We start from the raw sequence: 24,027 nt of genomic DNA on the forward strand, positions 1-24,027 counted from the left end.
CTTATAATGGCACTAAATTTCTAACTATCTTAATTATAGCTGATTTAAGAAGCAACATAAACAGTAAAAAAAGTAAAATCAAAAAAACAACAGCTGACTGTTATTTTTTTGAGCTTTAAAGATGAATCAATTAGAATGAAGCACAACTTTGAGCTGCGTGCATTCCTGCGATATGTCCTGTAATGAAAGCAGCTGTGATATTATAGCCACCTGTATAACCATTAATATCAAGAATTTCACCAGTAAAATAAAGGCCATGCATCAGTTTACTTTCCATCGTTTTAGGCTGAACTTCTTTTGTAGAAATCCCGCCTCCTGTCACAAAGGCTTTTTCTAAAGGTAAAGTGCCATTGGCTTGGAATCGAAAATCCTTTAATAGTTGTTGCAGGATTTGTAATTTCTGCTCTTCTATTTGTTTCAGTGGTAGCTGCTCATTAATCGTTGCTTGTTTGCATAGAAAAAGTAAATACCGCTCTGGACATAGATTTTTAAGGGCATTTTTAAGGCTTTTATCGCCTTCATTTTTTTGAAATTGTTGTAACTGCTGATTTAAAGCAGGAAGAGAAAGTTCTGGTAACGCATCTAAACTCATCGTTACAGTATCCGTTTGGTCTTTTTTCATGGTTGTATGAACAAACATGGAGCAGCGTAAGGCAGCAGGACCAGAAACCCCAAAGTGCGTAAAAATCATATCCATTTGGTGACTAATGACTACTTTTTGTTTTTGACTGATGACTTTAAGTGCAATATTTCTAAGGGATAAGCCCTGTAATTCTTTGTTTTCAATAAAAGGCTCACTAGATAAAATTGGCGCTTCAGTTGGATAAAGTGGTGACAGGGTGTGCCCAGCTTTTTTGGCCCATTTATAACCATCTCCAGTTGAACCTGTGCGAGGCACGGCACGACCACCTGTGGAAATAATAACTTTTTGACACAAAATTTCGGTTTCATCTGCTAAACGCACACTTTTAACAGCTTGATTCTCATATTGTACAGCTGCAACTGTTGCATTTGTACGAATCTCAACACCTAGTGCTTTCATTTTAGCTAATAAAGCCTCTAAAATCGTTCTTGATTTATCCGTTACAGGAAACATTCTTCCATGATCTTCTTCTTTTAAGCGCACACCGTTTGATTCAAAAAAATTCATAATATCATGATTATTAAACTGATTAAATGCGCTATATAAAAAGCGTCCATTACCTGGGATGTGGGCAATAATGTCATCTGCATCACGATTGTTGGTAACGTTGCAGCGTCCACCACCTGTTACCAGTAATTTTTTTCCTAAAGTAGGATTTTTTTCCAAAACAAGGGTTTTTGCCCCATTTTCTGCTGCAGCAATCGCAGCCATGGTGCCACTTGTACCGCCACCAATCACAATTACATCATATTGATCCATTTATTTTAGCCATCCTTTATTATTCTTTTCTAGATAAATGTAACATATACTTAAAAGTTTAGACAATGAAAGGAATGAATTTAATGAGAAATAGATGAATATGCTTGCGCTGGAAGAGGTTTCATTGTTACATTAAGAGATGAGTTTAATTGAACGGAAAATGAAGTAAGGGAAGTGGAAAAAAATGACTTTATTGATTGCAATCATACCAGCTATTGCGTGGGGGAGTATTGGTTTAGTCAGTGGGAAAATGGGCGGAAATGCCTATAATCAAACACTAGGAATGACGATTGGTGCATTCTTGTTCTCACTAGGTGTTTTTTTTGTTTACCAACCAACAATGGATTGGTTTATTATTGGAGTGGGCCTATTATCGGGTATGTTTTGGGCTTTAGGACAAAATCAACAATTTCAAAGTATGAGCTTTATTGGCGTGTCCACCGCACTACCAATTTCTACCGGCTTTCAATTAATGGGAAATACCTTAGCAGGTGTGATTTTATTTAAAGAATGGGTCACAACAAGAGATACAATACTTGGAACAACGGCTTTAATCATCTTAATACTCGGTGTGGTTTTGACGTCACTTCGTGATAAAAAAGCGGCGCCAGCAGTAGGCTCTGGGGAAACTAAAAATGAGTTTAGCAAGGGATTTCGTGCGATTGCTATTTCTACAGTGGGCTATGTGCTGTATTCAGTGACAATTAACGCTTCAGGTGTGAATCCAATTGCAGTTATTTTACCTCAAGCAGGGGGCATGTTACTTGGTGGGATGCTGATGTCTTTTAATCAAGACGTTTATAATAAATATACGCTTCGAAATATTGTTTCGGGCATCCTGTGGGGGATTGGTAATATCTTTATGCTAATTTCAATGAAGTCAGTTGGCTTAGCAGTAGCCTTTTCTCTTTCTCAAACAGGTATTATTATCTCAACACTTGGTGGTATTTTATTTTTAGGAGAGAAGAAAACCAAGAAGCAATTTATTTCCATTGTGATTGGCTGCTTGCTGATTATTGTGGGCGGTGTGTTGATTGGCTATATTAAAAGTGGGAGTTAAGGAAAATGGAGGAAAATGAGCATGAGTTATTTTAGAAAAAAACCAATAGATCCAAATGCGCATCAAAATTCTGTATTGAAAAAAGAATTGGGTGCAATGGATTTAATTTTGTTGGGCATCGGTGCAATTGTTGGAACGGGTATTTTTGTGATTACAGGTACAGCAGCTGCTGAAACAGCTGGACCAGCACTCTCCTTATCTTTTATAATGGCTGGCTTCGCCTGTGTCCTATCAGCCCTTTGCTTTGCTGAATTTGCTTCTCGGATGCCGATTTCTGGTGGTGCTTATTCTTATGCTTATAGTACTTTTGGAGAGTTGATTGGCTGGATTACAGGCTGGCTTATGATTTGTGAATATACACTGGCCAATGCTTCTGTTGCAAGTGGCTGGTCTGGTTATGTTCATGGTTTGCTAAATGGCTTAGGCATTCATTTTCCTAAAGCGTTGACAGCTTCTTATAATGCTGAGAATGGCACCTATATTGATATTTTAGCTGTCTTGGTGATGTTTGTAGTTGCTTATTTGGTTACACAAGGAGCTAAGAAAGTCTTACGTTTAAACAATGTGATGGTTGTTGTAAAATTTGCTATTATTTTTTTATTTATTATTGTAGGTGTTTTCTATGTGAAGCCAGCGAATTGGACGCCATTTGCACCAATGGGCTTTAGTGGGATTACTACAGGTGCAGCTATTGTCTTCTTTGCTTTCTTAGGCTTTGATGCGGTCAGTATGGCAGCAGAAGAAGTGAAGAAACCACAAAGAGATTTACCAATTGGGATTATTGGCTCATTAAGTATTGCAACGGTATTATATGTAGTCGTGACCTTAATTTTAACAGGGATTGTTCCATTTGCTGAATTAAATGTAAAAGATCCAGTTGCATATGCGATGCGCTTTATTGGGCAAAATCAAGTCAGTGGTATTATTTCAATTGGCGCGATTGTGACCTTAATTACAGTATTGATTGCGATGATTTATGGGGAAGCACGCATGATTTTTGCGATTAGTCGTGATGGTCTTTTACCGAAGAAATTAAGTAAAGTGAATCCGAAAACGCAAACCCCAAGCAATGCTACTTTTGTAGTGGGGGCAGTGGCCGGTATTTTATCAGGTGTTGTGCCGTTAGAACGCTTAGCACAGCTGACCAATATTGTGACCTTAATGCTATTTAGTATTATTTGTATTGGTGTGATTCTATTAAGAAGAGATATGGGGCAGCCTTCAAAAGATGAATTTCGTGTTCCGCTTGTTCCGTTCTTACCAATTTTAGGTGCGGCAGTTTCCATTTATTTAATGCTGCAACTATCCGCTACCACTTGGCAGATCTTTATCTTATGGTTAGCCATTGGCTTGTTGGTTTATGCTTATTATGGATATAAGCATAGTCATTTGAATGGAAAGAAATAATAGTCAATCAGTTTGAATTGAGCTAAGTAGTTCTTGATAATAAAGTAAGGTAGTTGTATTTAAACTAATTTTTCTTTAGTTGATACATTGCCTTTTTTTATGACTCATTTCTACATGTCAATAATTGTCTTTTATGCTACAATAGCATGTGTATAAGGACGATTATTAAAGCATAACAATGAGCTGTATATAAAGTTTTATTGAGTAGAGATTAGTTGAATAGCGTATAGAAAAAATGGAAAGCCATTGAAAAAGAAAGGTGGAAAAGTAATGGAATATTTAGATAAATATCAATTAAGTGCAAAAGAATCTGAATACCTTTTGAAAAAGAACATTGTTGAATTGGTCTATAATGCAGGAAAGTTTGAAGGGCTAAATACGACATTACTACAAACTGAAGAAATTATAAAATATAATCGTGCAAATGGGGTTTCGGTTGATGAAGTACTTACAGTCGTTCATCTAAAACATGGTTTTGAGTTTATTCTTCAGAAGCCAGTTGGCGCTCTTCTTGATATCAGTAAAAAAATAAATGGACTTGTAGCAAAAGAAGATGCATTATTCCCAGGAGAAATTCGAACAGGTAGCGTAGAAGTTTCAACCTTACAAGGAAGGTATGTACCTCCAAAATTAACAGAAGAACAAATGAGAGCGACAATGGATAAAATCATGTTGTCACAAATGTCTGCAACCTATAAAGCATTAAAACTCTTTTTATTTATTTCAAAGAATCAACTATTTTGGGATGGTAATAAACGAACAGCACTTTTGACAGCTAACAAAGTAATGTTTGATTACGGTGTTGGTTTGTTTTCAATTCCTGAACAACAATTTATGAAATTTAATGAATTATTATCTGATTACTACAATGATAAATCTGATGCTAATGAAACAATCATACAGTTTATGTATGACTTTTGTATTTTTGGGATAGATTATTAAGCATGACTCATGAAAGCTAAAAATAGAATGGATAGCTGAGAAGGTTATCCTTGCAAAAGAAAGACTGATTCATTTTTGTTCACGACCTCAATTATAAAAGATTAAGAAGTCCATTTTATATAACTTCTTAATCTTTTTGATTTTATTAAATGATTAAAGCAAAATAACTGTTTTCACTAATAAAAAAAACGATTTAGTGGTATGATTTAGTTAATTAAAAATGAACAAAAGAGAGATGATAAAAATGAGCTTTATTCAAATGAAAGACGTTTATAAACGCTATAAAATGGGAGAAACAACAATTGTTGCCAATGATGGGATTGATTTCCAAGTAAATAAAGGTGAATTTGTGGTAATTGTTGGACCAAGTGGTGCTGGAAAATCAACCGTTCTCAATATTTTGGGTGGTATGGATACGGCAGATGAAGGGCAAGTTCTTGTCGATCATGTGGATATTGCTCAGTTTACTAAGAAAGAATTAACTGGCTATCGTCGCAATGATGTGGGCTTTGTTTTTCAATTTTACAATTTAGTTCCTAATTTAACTGCGAAAGAAAATGTGGAATTGGCGTCACAAATTTCTCCTCGAGCATTAGATGCTGTAGAAGTGTTGAAAGATGTTGGTTTAGGTGAGCGTTTAGGAAATTTCCCAGCTCAACTTTCTGGCGGGGAACAACAACGTGTAGCAATTGCTCGCGCATTAGCCAAGCAGCCTAAATTGTTATTATGTGATGAACCAACAGGCGCTTTGGACTACAACACAGGAAAGCAAGTCTTAAAATTATTACAAGATACTTGTAGAGAAACAGGGACAACGGTGATTGTGATTACACATAACTCTGCGATTGCCCCAATGGCAGATCGTGTCATTGAAATTAATAATGCAAAAGTGAGAAAAATGAGTGAAAATCCAAATCCGGTATCTGTCGAATCGATTGAGTGGTAAGGGGGAGCAAAAGTGATGAAAAAAACAGCACTTTGGAAGGATATCTTCCGTGAAATTTGGCAAACAAAAGCTAGATTCTTCTCTATCTTTGCGATTATTGCATTAGGTGTAGGCTTCTTTTCAGGAATTAAAGCAACAGGGCCAAATATGTTGGATACAGCCAATCATTATTATCAAACCCATCATTTAATGGATTTAAAAGTCCAATCCACTTATGGCTTATCAGAAAAAGAAATGGATTTTTTGAAGGGGCTGCCCGAGGTCAAGGCAGTAGAAGGAATGTATACGGCTGATTTACTCATGAAGGAAGCGAATGCAACAGCCAAAGTTTATGGCTATGAGAGCAAGGCAACCCTCAATCAATATGAAATAGTAGAAGGAAGGCTGCCTGAAAAATCAGGAGAGATTGCACTGGATGACACAAAAATAATGGCGAAGCACTATCAAATAGGTGATACGCTGAGCTTGGAATCTGGAGATGAAGCGAAACAACCAATTGCGGATGCCTTAAAAACCACAACTTATCAAGTTGTCGGCTTTGTAAACAGTCCACAATTCATTGAAAATATGAATCGAGGTAATAGCTCTATTGGAAATGGTACAACGAGTGCCTTTCTAGTCGTTCCTAATGAAGATTTTAATTTACCTGTTTATACAGAAGCCTATTTAACCTTTAACGATACAGCGAACTTGGCTGCCTATACGAAAGCCTATGATCAAAAAGTCACTGCTCATCAAACATTTATTGAAGAACAGATTGAACAAATTGGTAAAGAGCGTTTGGATAGCCTGAAAGTAGAAGCTGAGGAGCAAATCCAAACCAATGAGCAGCAACTAGAAGAGGGGAAAAAGGCACTAGCAGATGCTAAAACTCAAATTGAAGCTGCCAATGAGCAGTTAGTTGCAGGGCAAGCGCAATATGAGCAAGGGAAAAATACCTTTGAAGCAGGCATTGCTACAGGTGACCAGCAAATCAAAGAACAAGCACAATTGCTCACGCAAAAAGAGCAAGAGCTTGCAACAAATCAACAAACAGTTGAAGCAGGTCAAGCGCGTTTAAATGAAGGACAGGCGGCATTAGATCAGACAAAAGCTGAGAATTTACCTAAAATCGAACAAGGCCAAGCTTTATTGACACAGCTTGACCAGCTACTTGCTTTACCATTAGATCAAGTGTCTGCAGCCCAACAACAGCAAGCGATTCAATTAGGTGCCGCATATAGCCCTGACTTAGGCAATCTATTAATGGGCTACTTTAATGGACTGATGACACAAGCTGAAGCACGCCAAACAGTTCAAGGGATACAAGCAAACTTAGCTGCTAACGCACAACAGTTTGATACTGCACAAAATGAACTCAATACACAGCAACAAGTTCTTGAAAATGGCCGAGCGCAGCTCGCACAAGGCACACAAATGCTGACGGATGGAAAAGTACAATTAGCAGCAGCTAGACAAGAATTAGCTACTCAAAAGCAAGCCGGATTAGCTTCTCTAGAGACGGCTAAAGCAGAGCTAGCAGATGCAACAGCACAATATCAAACAGGATTAGCCCAATATGAAGCAGAAAAAGCAACAGGAGAAGCCAAGCTACAAGAAGGAGAGCAAAAATTATCTGAAGCAAAGAAACAAGTTGCCTCAATGGCTCTGCCAAAATATTATGTATTTGATCGTAGTATCCAGCCTGGCTATTTAGAATTCAATGATAATGCTGACCGAATTACCTCCTTATCAACCGCTTTCCCAGTCTTCTTTTTCCTCATTGCGGCGTTAGTCAGCTTAACCACAATGACACGAATGGTGGAAGAACAACGCTTACAAATTGGGACATTAAAAGCATTAGGTTATGGAAATGGAGACATTCTGAAAAAGTTTTTAGTTTATGCTTCTGTAGCGAGTATTGCAGCATCCGTAGTGGGACTGCTAGTAGGCTTTAATCTTTTCCCAACCGTCATTTTTAATGCCTATAGCACACTCTATAATTTACCAAGTGTTCGGATTCATTATTATGCATCCTATGCCATTTTATCTTTGCTTGTGGCCTTAATTTGTACAACAGCTACGGTTTTTGTTACCGTTCGTGTTGAGTTAAGAGCAAATGCTGCTTCCTTAATGCGTCCTAAAGCACCAAAAAGTGGCCAACGTATTTTATTAGAACGCATCGGTTTTATTTGGAATCGTTTAAGCTTTGCACAAAAGGTAACCGCTCGGAATTTATTTAGATATAAACAACGGATGTTTATGACCATCTTAGGTGTAGCAGGTTGTACCGCTTTAATTCTAACAGGATTTGGCTTACGTGATTCGATTGGAGATGTCGCACCTTTACAATTTGGAAAAGTCATGCAGTATCAACTAGCAGTTGGCTTAAATGATCAGGCAACCAATGATGAGAAAACAGACTATGAACAGTTGATTACCAAGCATCAAGACATTACTGGTACACTAAAAGTGGCACAGGAAAAAGTGAAAACAACTAAGAAAAATGGTAAGATTCAAGATGTAACCTTATTTGTTCCAGAAACAGCCAAAGATTTAAAACAATTTGTTGCACTTGAAAATCGCAAAACAGGAAAGCCGATCAAAATTGAAGAAAATGGCGCAGTCATTACTGAGAAATTAGCAAAAATGTATCAAGTTAAAGTTGGGGACAAGCTAAAAATAGTAGATACTAATAATGAAGAATATAACATTCCAATCACAGGTATCACGGAAAACTATGTACAGCATTATCTTTATTTAACCCCAGAAACTTATCAAACAATTTTTGGACAACAACCGACTTATAATACAGAGCTATTAACCTATTCAAAAGAAAATAAAGAATGGGAAGATCAGCTAGGAGAATCCCTTTTACAACAGCCATATGTTGTCGGTACACACTTTATTAGTCAGCTAAGTGGTGCCTTAGATGATACAATGTCTAGCATGAATATCGTAATTATGGTACTCATTGTTTCAGCAGCAGCATTAGCCTTTGTTGTCTTATATAATTTAACCAATATCAACGTTTCAGAGCGTGTTCGAGAGCTATCAACCATTAAAGTTTTAGGCTTTTATGATAGCGAAGTAACCGCCTATATTTACCGAGAAAATATTTTACTCAGTGTTTTTGGGATTATTTTTGGGTTAATCATGGGCATTGGTCTACATCGATTTGTCTTAACCACAGCTGAAGTAGATATTGCGATGTTTAGTCCAGTCATTAGATGGTGGAGCTATCTCTTAGCGAGTGCTTTAACTTTATTATTTACCTTGATTGTGATGTGGGTGATGCACTTTAAGTTGAAGAAAATCGATATGATTGAAGCGTTAAAAGCTGTTGAATAAGATTTTAATCAAAACGCCTAAAATGCGGGAAATTTCCGATTTTAGGCGTTTTCTTTTTTGAGCAAGGAGATGACCAAAGTTTCAAGCTATTTTGCGGTAGAATGCCAGTAAATAAGTGCTAAAACAACTTTTTATTTTCTGTAATAATTTTGTCACAATTAGCTAAAAATCCATTTTACGGATGACGATATTACTTCCATTTTCTGTGAGAATTGGTATAGTAAAGATAAGCTGAAACAAGGGGTGAGGACTTTAGAGTGCTAGTATCTTGTATCTGATAGGAGACAAGATTTAATGTTTCTAAAGGCTAAAAACTGTCGCAGCAAGAAGAAAGAGAGGTGTGGAAAATGCTCTGGGGTTATCCATTTGAGACCCTATATATGTATGCATTAATTGGGTGTCTCGTATTAACATTATTGTTATTTTTATTTAGTGGAGTCTTTGATGCTTTTGATGGACCACTAGATCCAGTAGTTGTTGTTCCATGGCTGGCTTTTATTTCTCTATTTGGCTATATTGGTGAAGCTTATACTTCGTTTGGAAGTGGGCTGATACTTGGGATTGCAGTTGTCATTGCAAGTATACTCGTCTTTCTCCTAAATTATTATGTGATTTTACCAATGAAAAAAGCAGATGCTACCATCTCTGTCTCTGAAAAGGAAATAGAAGGTCGAACAGCAACAGTGATTACACCGATTCCAGAACATGGGATGGGAGAAATTGCAATTGAAAGTGTGACAGGTAGGATGAATCGCCCAGCAACACTTTATGAGCCGGGAGAAGGTATTCCGGCAGGCGCAAAGGTATTGATTATTGAAATTAAAGAACGTGTTGCTTATGTCACCGTGTATCGAGATGTTTTTTAACAAAAAGGAGAAGATGAAAAATGGATATGTTATATATTTTAATTGGGATTGCAGCTTTAGTTGTGGTGATGATGTTAATTATTTTTATTTCCAAATACAAAACAGCTAATCCTGATGAAGCCTTAATTGTGAGTGGTAGTTACTTAGGGCGTCGCAATGTTCATAAAGATGACTCAAATAATAAAATTAAAATTGTTCGTGGTGGCGGTACTTTTGTCTTGCCTGTCTTCCAACGTTCAAATAGAATTAGTTTACTGTCAAGTAAGTTAGATGTATCAACACCTGAAGTATACACAGAGCAAGGTGTACCGGTGATGGCGGATGGTACTTCAATTATTAAAATTGGTTCTTCCATTGAAGAAATCGCGACAGCAGCAGAGCAATTTTTAGGTAAGACCAGAGAAGAATTAGAAAATGAAGCAAGAGAAGTTTTAGAAGGACACTTGCGTTCGATTTTAGGTTCAATGACTGTTGAGGAAATTTATCAAAATCGTGATAAATTCAGCCAAAGTGTGCAAGAAGTAGCCAGTGTTGATTTGGCAAAAATGGGCTTAATTATTGTCTCATTTACCATTAAAGAAGTAAAAGATAAAAATGGTTATTTAGATGCTTTAGGTAAACCAAGAATTGCGCAAGTCAAACGTGATGCAGATATTGCTATTGCAGAAGCGGATAAAGAAACGAGAATTAAACGTGCGGAAGCAGAGAAAAGTTCGAAACAAGCCGAGTTAGAGCGAGAAACAGAAGTCGCTGAGGCTGAGAAAGAAAAAGGCTTAAAATTAGCTAGCTATAAACAAGAACAAGATGTTGCAAAGGCCAAAGCCGACCAAGCTTATGGTTTAGAAAGTGCGATTGCCAAACAACAAGTAACCGAACAAGAAATGCAAGTTAAAATTATTGAGCGTCAAAAACAAATTGAATTAGAAGAAAAAGAAATTACTCGTCGTGAGAAACAATATGATTCAGAAGTGAAGAAAAAAGCTGATGCAGATCGTTATGCATTAGAGCAAGAAGCGCTAGCGAATAAAGCAAGAGAGGTAGCCGAAGCTGAAGCTGAGCAGTTCCGTGTTGAAGCAATGGCACAAGCAAATGCCAATCAAGTTCGTTTAGAAGGACAAGCGCTAGCTGAAGCGATATTAGCCAAAGGACAAGCAGAAGCTGAGGCAAAAGAAAAAATTGCAGAAGCCTTCAAACAATATGGCGAAGCAGCTGTTCTTTCAATGGTTATCGAAATGCTACCAAACTTAATGAAAGAAGCTGCGCAACCAATGGGTAACATCGAAAAAATTACAGTTGTGGATACTGGTCAAGGCGGCGAAGGCAGTGGTGCCAATCGCGTAACCAATTATGCGACCAATTTATTAGCCTCTACCCAAGAAACCTTAAAAGCAACAACTGGGCTAGATGTCAAAGATATTATCGAAAATTTAGCTAAAAAAGCACCACAAACAATTAAACAGGATATTCACTCAAGCTAAAAGAATCTGAATTTTGGCCACCGTTTATGGAAGTAATTTATGTGGTCGGAACAAAACTTTTGAGTTTTGTTCCGACCATTTTTATATCCAAAGGAGGAATAGAGATGAACGCATCAACCTGGCAAGCAGCAGAAACCTGGTATGAATCCCATGTATTACTATGGCTTATTTTAATAGTGATTTCAATATTTGGTTTATTATTTGTTTTATTTTATCGAGAAAGAAAACATGCAAAAAAATGGCGCCTCTTTTTTTGTCTAAGTTTGATTATATCTGGATTCTGGACAACTTTTCAAAGTATCAAGTATCAGTCCTATCTGGATTTAGTGACAAAGGTAAGCATGCAAATCCGTGATCGGAAAATGGGACCATTAGGCTATCAGTATTATCAAAAAAATGATAAAGAATTCTATACGAGATTGTACCTTCCTGATAAAATCCGGGCATTGCCTTTTTATCAAGAAGCCACTGTTCGTTATCCAATTACATATTTAGGGAAAAACCATGACAGCCATTATTTTAGTTATCAAGAGCAAATTTTCAGAGAAAGAAAATTTGTTACCTTTTCACTTGATGTCACAGAAACGGAATTACTTGGTAGCCAGTTTATTTTAGCTGATGAGGACTATCAATCAATCGGTTTTTTCTCTCCAAAATCTATTTATTATAAAGAGATTTTAGTGAATCAATCAGAGCAGGGAAAAGAATATGAGGTTCCCTATGGTGAATTAAAAGCAGGACATAAAATCTTTAACGACTGGATTTTCGCATCAAACTAAAGGAAAAATAAGGTGGAGACAAAAGTCGTTAAGGCTTGAGAAATTGGAGGAAAATCCAACCAATACGCTTTTTGTATTTGTTGGATTTTTTGAAATTTCCGAAAAGCCTGACTTTTGGCCACCGTCTATAGAGGTAATTTATGTTTTTTAGAAGTAATTTAAAGGGCTAGACAAAACGTTAACGTTTTGTCTAGCCCTTGTTTTCCTTTAGCTATTAAAAAGCTTAATCTTCTTTTAAATCTTCTATTTCTTTTTTTCTTCTGCTTTCTTGATCTCCACTACCTTATCAGCCTCAGGGGTAGGAATCAAATAATTGACACAAATGGCAATAAATGAACCGATAAAGGTATCGACAACACGTTCTACGACATAAATGATGCTTTGATCACTTGAGATGGTAAAGATAATAATCAGACAGCATGAAACTGCACCGATAATCCCATCATTATAATTTAGTCCGTCACAAATAACAATTAATAAGATAATGGCAATTGGAACCCCAACTACTTGTAAAAGTAGTGAGTCGCCTAGGTTTCTGGAAATTAATGTATAGAGTAGTGCAACAATTCCGCCGATTGTATTGCCTAGTGTACGATTTTTCCCAAATTGTACGGTTTTTTCTAAATCTGTTCGAAGCGCAAAGACTGCTGATAAACAAGCAATCATTGGTGTCCCACGACCCAATAAAGCAAAAATTAAAATACAACTTGCAACAGCTACACCTGTTTTAAACGTGCGCATACCGATTCTAAATTGACCAAACTGCATAATAAAGAAATCCTTTCTTTATCTTATTTACCTCATAATCATAGCTCAAATGGCTCTTTTTTTCAAATGAGATTAGCAAAAAAATCAAAAATAAGGTACGAGATAAAACTTTTCAGCTTTATCTCGTACCCTTTATTGTTTCTAAAAAACATAAATTACCTCTGTAAACGGTGGTCAAAAGGAGTGTTCGGTCTGCAATTGCTAAGAGTCACTGCGAATATAAGTGAGTAGATGATGGTTGGTATCTACTACGCTACGCTTCGATCACAACAAATTTAATAAGGATCAGAGTTGAACAAGTTCGATCTGTATCATGCTTCTTCTGTATTATGCTTCTAAGGAAAGAAAATAAGGATCAGAGTTGAACCATGTTCAATCTGTATCATGTTTCTAAGGATTAAAATCCTAAGAAGCATGACAAGAAGCATGACAAGAAGCATGACAAGAAGTATGACAAGAAGCATGACAATACTAGAGCTGAAGGGATTGGTGCTCGAACCTAAATATTTTTTGGTTCAGCTTCTATTTTAAATGATAGGTAAAGAATTAGAAAGATTGAGTCTTATTTTCAACTGAGCATAGTAGTAAATCTTTTACATATGGGGCATTCTCTTCTTTAACTTTTCATTATTGATACGAATGATTTGATTGCCTAAAGATTCCCAATCAGAAGCAAGAGGCAAAGTGTTCCAAATGAGTGTTTTACAATGAATATTTGGTAAAAGGATATCGGATAAATAGATATCTGTTTGTTTAGATAAGTAACGTTCTATTCGGATGTTAAAGAATTTAAATAATTTTATTTTTTCACCAATAAAGTGATTGTAGATAGGACCAGATGAAAAATCAACACAAATATGAATGGCTTCGTTAAAATAAGTATTCGGAATTATTTGAATCAATGCAAATAGATAGTCGTGAAGAAGACAGTCTTTATGAGGTTCTTCTAAATCACTTATTTGATTAGATAATGTTGAAATAAATAAGGTTGAAAATGCGTGAAAGTCTGGATAACATTCCTTAATAAACGGGTCATTTATTTTAAAATAAGACTTTAAATAAAAGGGTCTAATAAAAATAAAAGCATAATTAATTCTAAAAATTTCTTTTTCTAATGCTGTCGTTAACTTTTGAGATAAGGGCTTTTTAAAGTATTGTGTGAAACTATCAAAAAAGAGAAGTGTCATGCTTTCAATTTTAAGAAAAACATTATTTTTTTTGAAAAGAATATTTTCTTTATCAACCATTATTAATTTTTCGGAAATTAAGAATATTTGTAAAAATTGCGTTTCTGACTGAATGAAATCATCATTCATGGTTGTATGCTCTTTAAAAAAATCATTGATTGCTAAAGTAAAAGACGACTCATTTTGTAGAGTAAATGCTTCATCCTCTGTAAATGAAACATGGTGTTGTTGGTAGATTCTTTCAAAAGTAATCGCTGAGAAAAAAGTTAATTTTAATAATTGTGTTTCAGAAAGTTTCGTTGTAAGCAGCCCTTGTATCAATTGTGTAAATTGAGTCACAATCTTTTCAATAGTTGAACTAAAAGGATAAGAGAGCCCATTAAAACTAGTGAAATAAATTTGAAACAATAAAAAACGTACAGTGGATTCTTGTCCCGTGAAAGATAAATCCGAAGTAATCTGAATGCCATGCTTTTTTAATTCTTCTTCTATTTCTATTTTTAAAAGATACGCTTTCGAAAAGCTAATAAATTGTTGCTTTGCAAATGATTCTAGTGAAGTCAGGGATTTTTTGAAAATGGTGTCAAAAAGTTTAAAAGAAATAGAATCATTTATATAGTACCAAGAAAGCTTATGGAGAGAATCAGTTTCACTAAGTACTAATGTAGCCTTTTTTTCCTGTAACTGAATGGTTAAATTCTGTATTTTATAAGTTTCAATATCAGCAGCAATACCTTTAATCGCTTTTGTAACTAAAAATTCTGATAAATTTAAATCTTTTATGATATCAACAATATTTGCTGTCTTTGATTCACAAAATATTAAGTAAGATAGCACACTTAATTTTTGGTTGCTTTGTTTTTCTAATAAAAAATTAATCATATATTCTCCTTTTTTATAAATAGTTATAGATTTACTTTAGTATATTTTTTTAGAAATAACTAGTATAAATAATTATTCATGTTATCTATTGATAGTATATCATTTGAATATAATCAAGGAATATGCTTAGTTATCTATTTTATTTTTTTTTGATAAATGCATAAAAAAATAAAAGGAATAATGGCTTGTAATGTGTTATTATTGGTTTTGGGTCAGATGGAACGTATTTTGAATTTAAAAGAAATGGCTCAAGTTAAATCCGTTTCTTAGAAAAGATATGTTCTGATTAAATAGTTTTAAATGGTAATTCCGCTAATGCGACAATTATTTTAAAATAGGTAACAGTGATAATAAAGGAGAGGATGCTCATGAAAAAAAAGGTTACATATGTTGTTTTGTTATTTTTATTCAGTAGTATGATGAACCATCTGTCATTTGCTGAAATTGCAGATCAGAATAACAATGACATTTCTGAAATTAAACCTTCCGAAAGTAATACGGAAATAGAGCAGCAAGACAAGTTATCAAATAATAAAAACGAAAATGATCTAAATAATGAACAAGATAGTTCATTAGATACATCCATTTCAGATTCAGAAGTACATAATCAGGAAGAAGATCCTATATTAGAAGAAAAGCCTTTATTAGAAGAAGCGATTCAATCAGAAGAATTTTCACGGGTTCCAAATCAAAGATTAGATCCGTCGATTCCTCTAGAATATTCTCCTTTAAACACCTTAATCACACATGAGGGAAATGCTGTTGATAATAGTGATTTAAACCTTCCAGAAAATACAGTTGTATTAGAGTTTAACGACAATACAAGAATGTTATTAAATGGAATGCCTTTAGATTACGAAACTGAAATAAAAATTGGAGATATTTATAGATTTGAAAATGTTGGAGAATATAAAGGAAAAAAACTTATTGTAGAATGGACTGTTGAGTCACGTAATGAAGCGCCCAACCGATATTTTGATATGAGTATTTATCCAGTTGGGCATGAGATGCCTTCAGAAGGTATCATTACTAAACTGTTTCGAAATCAACAAATAAAATATTCACAAAAAGTTTATGATATGTTAGGCAACGAATTAGATATTTATTGCTTAATCCCTTATAAAATCACGGAGAATTTTTACTTGGAATTTAATAAAGATGATATTCTAAGAACTTTTTCATTACCTGATAATTTGTATAGTTATGAGGAGACTCCAACAACTTTTACACTTAGACGAAATACTGTCGGTGGACGTGAAGAGATTTATTTGTTAACCAAACCAAATATGAGCTGGAGCGTTACGGCATCACCTGAAATGGAGGCCCCTCCTGAGGAGTTGGGACAAATTGGCGGTTATGGGATTGTTCAAACCTTTGAGCATAGTTTTTTTACACCAGCACCTTATGAAAAGCTAACAATTACTGGAGGAATTAATACTCCTAATATGAAAGCTGAATATACCGTTGGACAAGTGCTACCTCAGCAAACAAGTAAAAATCTCTATCTAAATGGTTATGAAATGAATTTAAAAGTTGATGAAATTCTTAAGCTATCAGCCAATGATGTTGAAAAATTAGAGATAAAAAATGATAAGGGCGAAAATATGACCGCTCATTTCACCCTAACATTAGGGACTGAACACAATATTATCATTGCAACAACAAAAGAACAGCTACAGACAATGGAATACCAAAATTTAAGTATTGATTTAATACTAGATGTAGATGCTTATTCAGAAAAAGTTACTGATTATTTATCGGGAGATTCTTTAATCATTCCAATCAATGGATCACACAGTCAAAATTTTGAAAGTGTAACTGCTAATGCTACAGTGAAATATGCAGCTGTTCCAAGTGGAGAAGGAATTCCAACGACTGTTTCAATAGGTAGTAGTACAGATGATTTGATTCTTCCTGAACTAGTAGGAAAATTAACGAGTTCATTTCCTAATGATACGATTACAGTAGTTGGTGTTGTAGAACGTAAAGAATTTTTAGCGCTTGGAGAAACAACAATAGAAGTGACAATCAAAAGTAAGCTGTCTTCTATTGAAGTCACAGTCCAAGTACCTATTACTGTGATACAAGGAGAACTGACACTTGAAGAAGCACCTCTTCAAATTGTTTTTAAAGATTTGAAAATCAAAACAGTTCCTAAAGATTACTATCCGTTACCAATGACGGAATCTTTAAAAATTAAAGACACACGTTATCAAAAGCAAAAATGGACATTAAAAGTTGCAATGAGTGAATCATTACATTATGGAACGACTCAAGAACCCCTAGATGGGGGCATAATGTATCAATTTGAAGATGGCACTTCTAAAGAGCTGTCTGAAAGTCCGATAGATATCGCGATACACACAAATATAGATAATACAAATTATGATGTATCAGCAGGTTGGTTTGAACAGACTGTTTGGAAAAATGGCTTCTACTTACATGTTAAGCCAGGAAATGTCAAAGCAGGTCAATATAAAGGTTCGATGAAGTGGACATTAGCAGATGTTCCAGCGAATGAATAAGGGAGTGTGTGACAGTTTGAAAAAAAATAAAATGAGCTTCATTTTTATTTCAATAGGATTAATCTTTCTACTGTTTGTTCCTTTAAGATTAATTGAAGCTTCTGAAGATATTGAATATCGTAGTAGGATTGAAATTGGTTTTTATGGTAAATATGAACCTGAAACTGAATCCAAACCAGATTATTCTATTGATTATTCAGAAGTAATCCCATTAACACGCTCGCAAGAAATTCTCCCTTCAACAGGAGAAAAAAATTCCGGTTATTTAATGGTTATTGGCCTAACAATTGTTGGTTCAATACTATTGATAAATATAAAACAAAAAGTATCTAGGAGGAACGAAGAAAATGAAAAAAATAGTTAAAAATAGTGCGTTAGTAACATTAGCTTTACTGGTACTATCAAATAGTACACAAGCAGTTTTTGCAGATGAGACTGTGATAGATAAAAGCTATAACAGTAATGCGGTTGTTGAGTTTGAGGCGGATACAGAGTCTACAGGTCCAGTTGATCCATTAGATCCAGATCCTAATAACCCTGTAGATCCTTTTGATCCAACCAATCCACCAACATATGAACCAGATCCTGGTACAGGTGGTCCTTTAGGGATTGATTTTGCTTCATCTATTGATTTTGGTTCAAATAAAATAACATCTAAAGATGTTACATATTATGCTAATCCACAATATTACTTTAATGCAGATAAAACTGGTCCAGATTTGACTAGACCTCGTCCTAACTATATCCAAGTTTCTGATAAACGTGGAACAAATGCTGGTTGGACTTTAACTGTTAAACAAAATGGTCAACTAACAAATGAAGAAACACAAAATAGTGTTTTAACATCAGCAGCGATTACATTAGCGAACGGTTCTGCTGTTTCTAATGTGGAAGGTGTTATTGCACCAACTACTTATGAAGTTGAATTAAATCCAAATGGTGATAGTGCTAAAGTTATGGCCGCAGCTAAAGGAAATGGTAGTGGTACATGGGTTGATTTATTTGGTACTGTAGAAGATATTCAAGACGGTGAAGAAACAGTTAAGAAAAATAAATCTGTGTCATTATTCATTCCAGGAACTACACCAATTGATGCAGTGAAATATTCAACATCATTAACATGGACATTAGCTTCAACACCAAATAACGAATAAGAACTGAAAAGGGGTAATAAAAATGAAAAAATTTAAAATCATGACATTAAGCGCATTATTATTAAGCGCAGTTGTTTTAGGAAATAGCACAAATACATTTGCAGCTGAGGAAACACCAAAAACTAGAAATACAGATGCAGTGACAAACTTTACAGCAAATGAAGAGAAAACTGAACCAACTGATCCAACTGATCCAGGTAAACCAATTAAACCAGTAGATCCAACTGATCCTGATAAACCAATCGAGCCAGGAACAGATGGCCCGTTAAGTTTAGACTATGCTTCTGCTCTTGATTTTGGTTCAAACAAAATTTCAACTAAAGATGAAGTCTATAAAGCAAAAGCACAAAAATTAGAAGATGGTCGTTTTGTACCAAACTTTGCCCAAGTATCTGATACTCGTGGTACATTAAAAGGGTGGACATTAGGCGTTAAACAAAATGGTCAATTTGTTTCAACTTCTGGAAAAGTTTTAACAGGTGCTGAAATCAAATTTTCAAATGGTACATTAGCAAGTATTTCAGAATCAACTGCACCAGGAACTGTGAAAGCAGCATTTAGTTTAACTCCAGATGGCACAGGTGTTGTTGACAAAATTGTTGAAGCAGCTGATGGACAAGGTGGGGGAACTTGGTCGTATCTTTTTGGTGATGTAGCAGGTATCACTGAAGCACTAAATGATGATGGTAGTAAAGCAGGTTATTCTGTAACTGATAGCATTACATTATCAGTGCCAGGTACTACAGATAAGTTAGCAGAATCTTATTCAACATCATTAACATGGACACTATCTAGTCTTCCAGCAAATGAATAATTAAACTTTACAGGAATATGCCGATTGAGGCGTATTCCTGTATCTGACTTTCAAAAGGGAATGGGAAAATCAAAATGAAAAAAATATATCAATTAATCGTTATCACATTTGCTGCTATATTTTGTCTAATAGCAGGTACAACTTATGGACATGTAGCTGCATCGGAATTAAATTTTAGCGTTATACCAGTTATTCCAGAGAATCAGCAGGATAAACAAAAAACCTACTATGATTTACAGGTTACCCCTCTTACAGAGCAAACTTTAACGATTCAGTTAAAAAATGCGACAGATAAAGAAGTGACTGTTATTCCAACGATTAAAACAGCGACAACTAATCTAAATGGGGTTGTGGAATATGGTGTGTCAAATAGTGAACCAGATGATACAATTCAATATCGCATTGAAGATTTAGTTAAAAGCATAGAAGAAGAAGTCACAATTCCAGCAAAAGGAACTGCTGATTTACACCTAACGGTAAGCATACCCAAAGAAGCATTTGATGGAATTTTGGCCGGTGGAATTACTTTGGAACAAAAAGAAACGACTGAAAATAAACAAGAAAAGCAGGACAAAGAAGAAGCAAGTTTATCTATCGAAAACCAATATGCGTATGTAGTTGCTATTGTTTTGAATGAAAATGATCAGCCAGTTGCATCTGAATTAAAATTAAAAAATGTCATTGCTGAACAAATTAATAACCGAAATGTTATTTCTGCGACTTTACAAAATACAAAACCTAAATTTCAGAATAAGCTATTAGTAAAAGCTAGTGTAACTGAAAAAGGGAAAAAAGAAATTGTTTATGAGTCTGAAACCTCAGACATGCAAATGGCGCCTAATTCTTCATTTGCTTATCCCATTAAATTAAATGGGGAAGCTTTGAAAGCTGGTAAGTATACATTAGATTTAGTTGCAGAGTCTAAAGGTGAAACATGGCATTTCACTGAAGATTTTGAAATAACTAAAGACGAAGCAGATACACTAAACAAACAAGATGTAACCATCAAGAAAGAAGATTCAAATCTCTATCTTATCGTTGGTGGTATACTAGCACTGCTAGCTGTTGCTATTGTATTGTATATCCTTAGAAAAAAATTTAAAGAAAAAAATCGAGAAGTAGAAAAACTTCGTCATGAAATAAATGGTGAATCTAGATCTCGTAGAAAAAAATAAACTGATAAGAAAATCATTCTAATTAGGTCGTGTCTGAAAAATTCGGATGCCACTGTAGTTGTCAGACACGGACTAGATGAATCGCTACTTTTTCTCAAGAGAAATTGTAGCGATTTTTTTAATTTAAACAGCTAGCGGACATGGTTTAAGTTTTCCTTAAATCATTGAGTTCTGCTTATATAAACGCTATAATTATTGTTATATAACAGAATGAGCATATATAATCAGATTTGAAAATTAAAGGAGAACAAAATAAATATGGCACTGATCAATACAATTAAAGGCTTTTTAATCGGCATTGCACTTGTGATACCTGGCTTATCAGGAAGTATTTTTGCAGTTGTTGTTGGACTTTATGAAAAAATATTAGATGCAATTAACAACTTTAGACAAGACAAGAAAAAAGCGATTAAATTTTTATTCCCCATTGGAATTGGGGCAGCAATTGGCATTTTAGCTTCCACCAAAATCATTTTATGGGTCTGTGAAGCTTATCCTATCCAGTCTTACCTCTTTTTTGTTGGGCTCGTTATCGGTAGTATTCCCTTAGTTTTGAAAAAAATGAAGAAAATCCCCTTCAAGCCTGTTTACCTACTCGTTTCAGTAGCAGCACTTGCAGGACTAACCTTGTTAACGAAACTCGGTGAAGGTGGCAGTGATGCCTATATTGCCATTCCCGCATTAGATAGCTTTGATGATGCCTTTGCGATGCTATTTGCAGGAGGCTTTTCAGTTTCGTTGATGTCGATACCAGGTGTCAGCGGGAGTATTATGCTGATGGTTATCAACCAATACGGCACTGTTTATCATGCAGTTGGCCAATCAGTTGATATGGTTGCCTATCTGATTAAAGGCAATTGGGAGGCCGCAAACGAAGCCTTTCGCTCCACACTACTCATCATCCCATTTATGGTTGGTTCGGTAGTAGGCATTATTTTAGTGGCAAAATTAATGGGGTATTTATTAAAACGCTATGAAGCACAAGTTTATTATGGTGTTGCAGGTGTGGTCGTTTCGGCAATTATTACTTTGTTTGAAACAGGCGTAGTAAAGTTTTGGCCAACAACTGGGAATATCGGAAGTCAGCTAGGATTAATTGTGATGGCAGTTGTCTGTGTAGTTGTAGGAATTGTCTGCACCATTTTCTTGGATTCTCCGGAAGAGAAAGAAACAGTATAGCTGCTGTTTCTTTTTTTACATAGGTTAAACTGAAAATGGAAATAGCCAAAGGAGAGAACAAGATGAGCTACCAATTGATTGAAGATTATAAAGAAAATTTACAGCTAAAAGAGAGTTTTAATGAGCTAGCACAACTAGTGTTCCAATTAGATTTTAAACCATGGTATCAGCGCGATGCATGGGGAGAAAATTATATCTGCTATTCATTTGCTGATGAAGGTAAGATTATTGCCAATGTCTCAGTACATAAAATGGATTTGAGCATAGCAGGTAAAGCCTATCACACGATTCAAATTGGAACGGTTATGACTCATCCAGATTACATTGGACAAGGATTAGCAAGGCAATTGATGGATTATGTAATTGGAAAATACGAGCCACTTTGCGACTTTATTTATTTGTTTGCAAATGATGAAGTCTTGGATTTTTATCCTAAATTTGGCTTTGCAAGAGTGAATGAATGGCGGGCTATACAGTTAGTCAATCAACCGAGGAAAGCAAAAACGAGTGAACTAAAGAAGCTATCAATTGATCATCAGGAAGATTGGCTACTGTTAAAAGACTTTGTCAAAAATGCTCATTCACAAAAAGCAAATATAGAAGTTTTCCATAATACGCATTTGTTATTGTTTTACTTTATTGTCGTTTTTAAAGATGCGATTTATTATATTGAAGCGTTAGATGTTATCGTTTTGTACAGCATCGAACAGGGGGACCTTCAATTATTTGATGTCATTGGGAAGGCAGAGGTTGATTTAAATGATGTCTTAGATGTGATTGTGGATAAAGGTGTGGAAAAGATTGTCTTTCATTTTATGCCCAACTTACCAACTGATGAATTTGAAACAAGTGAGATACTAGATTTAGATGATGTGCTGTTTGTTCGTGGAAGCGATGCAATGAATTTATTTAGTGGCGCTTTTATGTTTCCGGTGACTTCTCATGGATAGGATGTACAAAGGCCAAAACAATACTTAAAGAGGTACTTTCCGTACCTCTTTATTTTCTTTAACTTAACACTTAACTTTTCCTTTCGCCATCGTCAATCCAGTACTTGCCATATAAATATACTGCATCAAATACATCAACTCACTCACATCTTTCCCAGTCTCTGCTGTCCCCTCAGCGACTCCAATCTCATACCACAACTGATCCATTCCTTCTTTTGCTAATGCTAAGTATTCTTGTGCCTCGCGATTTTCCCCTTCTTCCAAATAATCCACTACAGTATAACTATCATCAATCACTTTTCTCGACAATTCAATAATCCTTGCACCATTTTTTTTCAAACGAATTCCTCCTATCATTTTTGCGCATTCATAAAATAAAAAACGATAATGGTCAACTATACCAATACCGTTTTCAATAGATACACCAAAGAACCCTTATTGAAAAAATTCAAAAAATTAGGTACAATAAAGAAGCTAGTGCTTCGGTGCTGGCTATTGGCAACTTGTATAGGCAGTGTCTGCTGTTTATACAGGGCTTCATAGATTTGGTTTCCGCCAAGCTATGAAGTGCCATTTTTTTATGCTGTTTTTTACTTCTATCCTGCGACTTAAAATATAATACTCAAAACGCAGGATAGAAAATAAAAAAGGCATTGAGAAAATATCCCAATACCATCATCAATAATCTTTAAACAAAACCATAGCTAAATAAATATGCACCCAAAGAATGAACAAAAGTCCCACTAGAAAACCTATCCATTGTTGAGTACATTATTAAAAAGCTAACAAGCAATTGTTTGTGATTATTGGCAACTTGTTGGGCAGTGTCTGCTGTCTCTACAAGGCTTCTAAAGTTCGGTTTCCGCCAAACTTCGGAGTGCCAATTTTTTATTTATTTTGACGTTCTTTAAATTCTATCCTACAATCCTAAGTATAAATAAATAGTTCGGAATAAGCAATGGATAATTTAAAATAAGTTTATTTTGCCAATGGGGATAGAAAAAATGTAGCTTTTCTTCTAGTAAATTTCAAAACCATCCCTTTGTGGAACATGATTTTTTTACCTCATAGGCTATTTCTTCTCCTGCGGAAATTCTTTTTCTTTTGTCTTCAGATTGTTCTTGAACTTTTTTTCCAGCTTTAGAGTCAAAACCACCAGCTAGATTTTTTTTGATCATGGTAA

General features: G+C 35.1%; 19 protein-coding genes. 15 read left to right on the plus strand and 4 right to left on the minus strand.

The annotated features are described in order from the left end of the window. Positions 1 to 130: 130 nt before the first annotated feature. Positions 131 to 1,402 carry a BaiN/RdsA family NAD(P)/FAD-dependent oxidoreductase gene (locus tag BMW29_RS07755; protein ID WP_092652096.1) on the minus strand — a complete coding sequence of 424 codons (1,272 nt, stop codon included), beginning with the start codon at positions 1,400 to 1,402 and terminating at the stop codon, positions 131 to 133. A gap of 184 nt (positions 1,403 to 1,586) precedes the next feature. Here BMW29_RS07755 and BMW29_RS07760 point away from each other — a divergent pair, with 184 nt between their 5' ends. The 8 genes from BMW29_RS07760 (at position 1,587) to BMW29_RS07795 (ending at position 12,210) form a co-directional block, all read left to right on the plus strand. After that, complete coding sequence (locus BMW29_RS07760) at positions 1,587 to 2,462, plus strand: GRP family sugar transporter (protein ID WP_092652098.1); 876 nt, start codon at positions 1,587 to 1,589, stop codon at positions 2,460 to 2,462. A 21-nt stretch (positions 2,463 to 2,483) separates the two neighbouring features. Beyond that, complete coding sequence (locus BMW29_RS07765) at positions 2,484 to 3,869, plus strand: amino acid permease (RefSeq protein ID WP_092652100.1); 1,386 nt, start codon at positions 2,484 to 2,486, stop codon at positions 3,867 to 3,869. Positions 3,870 to 4,139: 270 nt separating this feature from the next. Further along, complete coding sequence (locus BMW29_RS07770; RefSeq protein ID WP_092652102.1) at positions 4,140 to 4,811, plus strand: Fic family protein; 672 nt, start codon at positions 4,140 to 4,142, stop codon at positions 4,809 to 4,811. A gap of 244 nt (positions 4,812 to 5,055) precedes the next feature. After that, entirely contained in the window at positions 5,056 to 5,757 is a 702-nt protein-coding gene (locus tag BMW29_RS07775; protein ID WP_092652104.1) for an ABC transporter ATP-binding protein, read from the plus strand. Positions 5,758 to 5,772: 15 nt separating this feature from the next. Next, positions 5,773 to 9,087, plus strand: coding sequence for an ABC transporter permease (locus BMW29_RS07780; RefSeq protein ID WP_177165714.1), 3,315 nt, complete (start codon positions 5,773 to 5,775; stop codon positions 9,085 to 9,087). Between the two features lie 347 nt (positions 9,088 to 9,434). Continuing rightward, positions 9,435 to 9,953 (plus strand): NfeD family protein, encoded by a 519-nt coding sequence (locus BMW29_RS07785; protein ID WP_092652108.1) that lies wholly within the window; start codon positions 9,435 to 9,437, stop codon positions 9,951 to 9,953. A gap of 26 nt (positions 9,954 to 9,979) precedes the next feature. After that, positions 9,980 to 11,431, plus strand: a complete 1,452-nt coding sequence (locus BMW29_RS07790; protein WP_425431598.1) for a flotillin lipid rafts scaffold protein FloT — start codon at positions 9,980 to 9,982, stop codon at positions 11,429 to 11,431. Between the two features lie 104 nt (positions 11,432 to 11,535). Continuing rightward, positions 11,536 to 12,210: a YisL family protein gene (locus tag BMW29_RS07795; RefSeq protein ID WP_092652112.1), complete on the plus strand. Its 675-nt coding sequence runs from the start codon at positions 11,536 to 11,538 to the stop codon at positions 12,208 to 12,210. Between the two features lie 243 nt (positions 12,211 to 12,453). On the opposite strand, the gene BMW29_RS07800 is transcribed toward BMW29_RS07795, so the two are convergent. Next, entirely contained in the window at positions 12,454 to 12,978 is a 525-nt protein-coding gene (locus tag BMW29_RS07800) for an FUSC family protein (RefSeq protein WP_092652114.1), read from the minus strand. A 593-nt stretch (positions 12,979 to 13,571) separates the two neighbouring features. After that, positions 13,572 to 15,047: a helix-turn-helix domain-containing protein gene (locus BMW29_RS07805; protein ID WP_092652116.1), complete on the minus strand. Its 1,476-nt coding sequence runs from the start codon at positions 15,045 to 15,047 to the stop codon at positions 13,572 to 13,574. Positions 15,048 to 15,415: 368 nt separating this feature from the next. Between BMW29_RS07805 and BMW29_RS07810 the strand changes: the two genes are divergently transcribed. From BMW29_RS07810 to BMW29_RS07840, 7 genes are all read left to right on the plus strand, one after another. Continuing rightward, positions 15,416 to 17,572 carry a WxL domain-containing protein gene (locus tag BMW29_RS07810; RefSeq protein WP_092652118.1) on the plus strand — a complete coding sequence of 719 codons (2,157 nt, stop codon included), beginning with the start codon at positions 15,416 to 15,418 and terminating at the stop codon, positions 17,570 to 17,572. A 16-nt stretch (positions 17,573 to 17,588) separates the two neighbouring features. After that, positions 17,589 to 17,936 carry an LPXTG cell wall anchor domain-containing protein gene (locus BMW29_RS07815; RefSeq protein WP_177165715.1) on the plus strand — a complete coding sequence of 116 codons (348 nt, stop codon included), beginning with the start codon at positions 17,589 to 17,591 and terminating at the stop codon, positions 17,934 to 17,936. Continuing rightward, on the plus strand, positions 17,920 to 18,726 hold the full coding sequence (locus tag BMW29_RS07820; protein ID WP_092652122.1) for a WxL domain-containing protein: 807 nt from the start codon (positions 17,920 to 17,922) through the stop codon (positions 18,724 to 18,726). The genes BMW29_RS07815 and BMW29_RS07820 overlap by 17 nt, the downstream gene beginning before the upstream one ends. A gap of 22 nt (positions 18,727 to 18,748) precedes the next feature. Continuing rightward, complete coding sequence (locus BMW29_RS07825) at positions 18,749 to 19,540, plus strand: WxL domain-containing protein (protein WP_092652124.1); 792 nt, start codon at positions 18,749 to 18,751, stop codon at positions 19,538 to 19,540. A gap of 74 nt (positions 19,541 to 19,614) precedes the next feature. Next, complete coding sequence (locus tag BMW29_RS07830; RefSeq protein ID WP_092652126.1) at positions 19,615 to 20,715, plus strand: WxLIP family cell surface protein; 1,101 nt, start codon at positions 19,615 to 19,617, stop codon at positions 20,713 to 20,715. Between the two features lie 264 nt (positions 20,716 to 20,979). After that, complete coding sequence (locus BMW29_RS07835) at positions 20,980 to 21,894, plus strand: undecaprenyl phosphate translocase family protein (protein ID WP_092652138.1); 915 nt, start codon at positions 20,980 to 20,982, stop codon at positions 21,892 to 21,894. Positions 21,895 to 21,956: 62 nt separating this feature from the next. Next, the gene (locus BMW29_RS07840; RefSeq protein ID WP_177165716.1) at positions 21,957 to 22,844 is read left to right on the plus strand and encodes a GNAT family N-acetyltransferase; all 888 of its coding nucleotides are present in this window, start codon (positions 21,957 to 21,959) and stop codon (positions 22,842 to 22,844) included. 63 nt (positions 22,845 to 22,907) lie between these two features. Here the strand turns inward: BMW29_RS07840 and BMW29_RS07845 are convergent, their stop codons facing one another. After that, positions 22,908 to 23,183 (minus strand): hypothetical protein, encoded by a 276-nt coding sequence (locus tag BMW29_RS07845; RefSeq protein ID WP_092652130.1) that lies wholly within the window; start codon positions 23,181 to 23,183, stop codon positions 22,908 to 22,910. Positions 23,184 to 24,027 lie beyond the last annotated feature (844 nt).

The organism is Isobaculum melis (assembly GCF_900111355.1).
Lineage (GTDB): Bacteria > Bacillota > Bacilli > Lactobacillales > Carnobacteriaceae > Isobaculum > Isobaculum melis.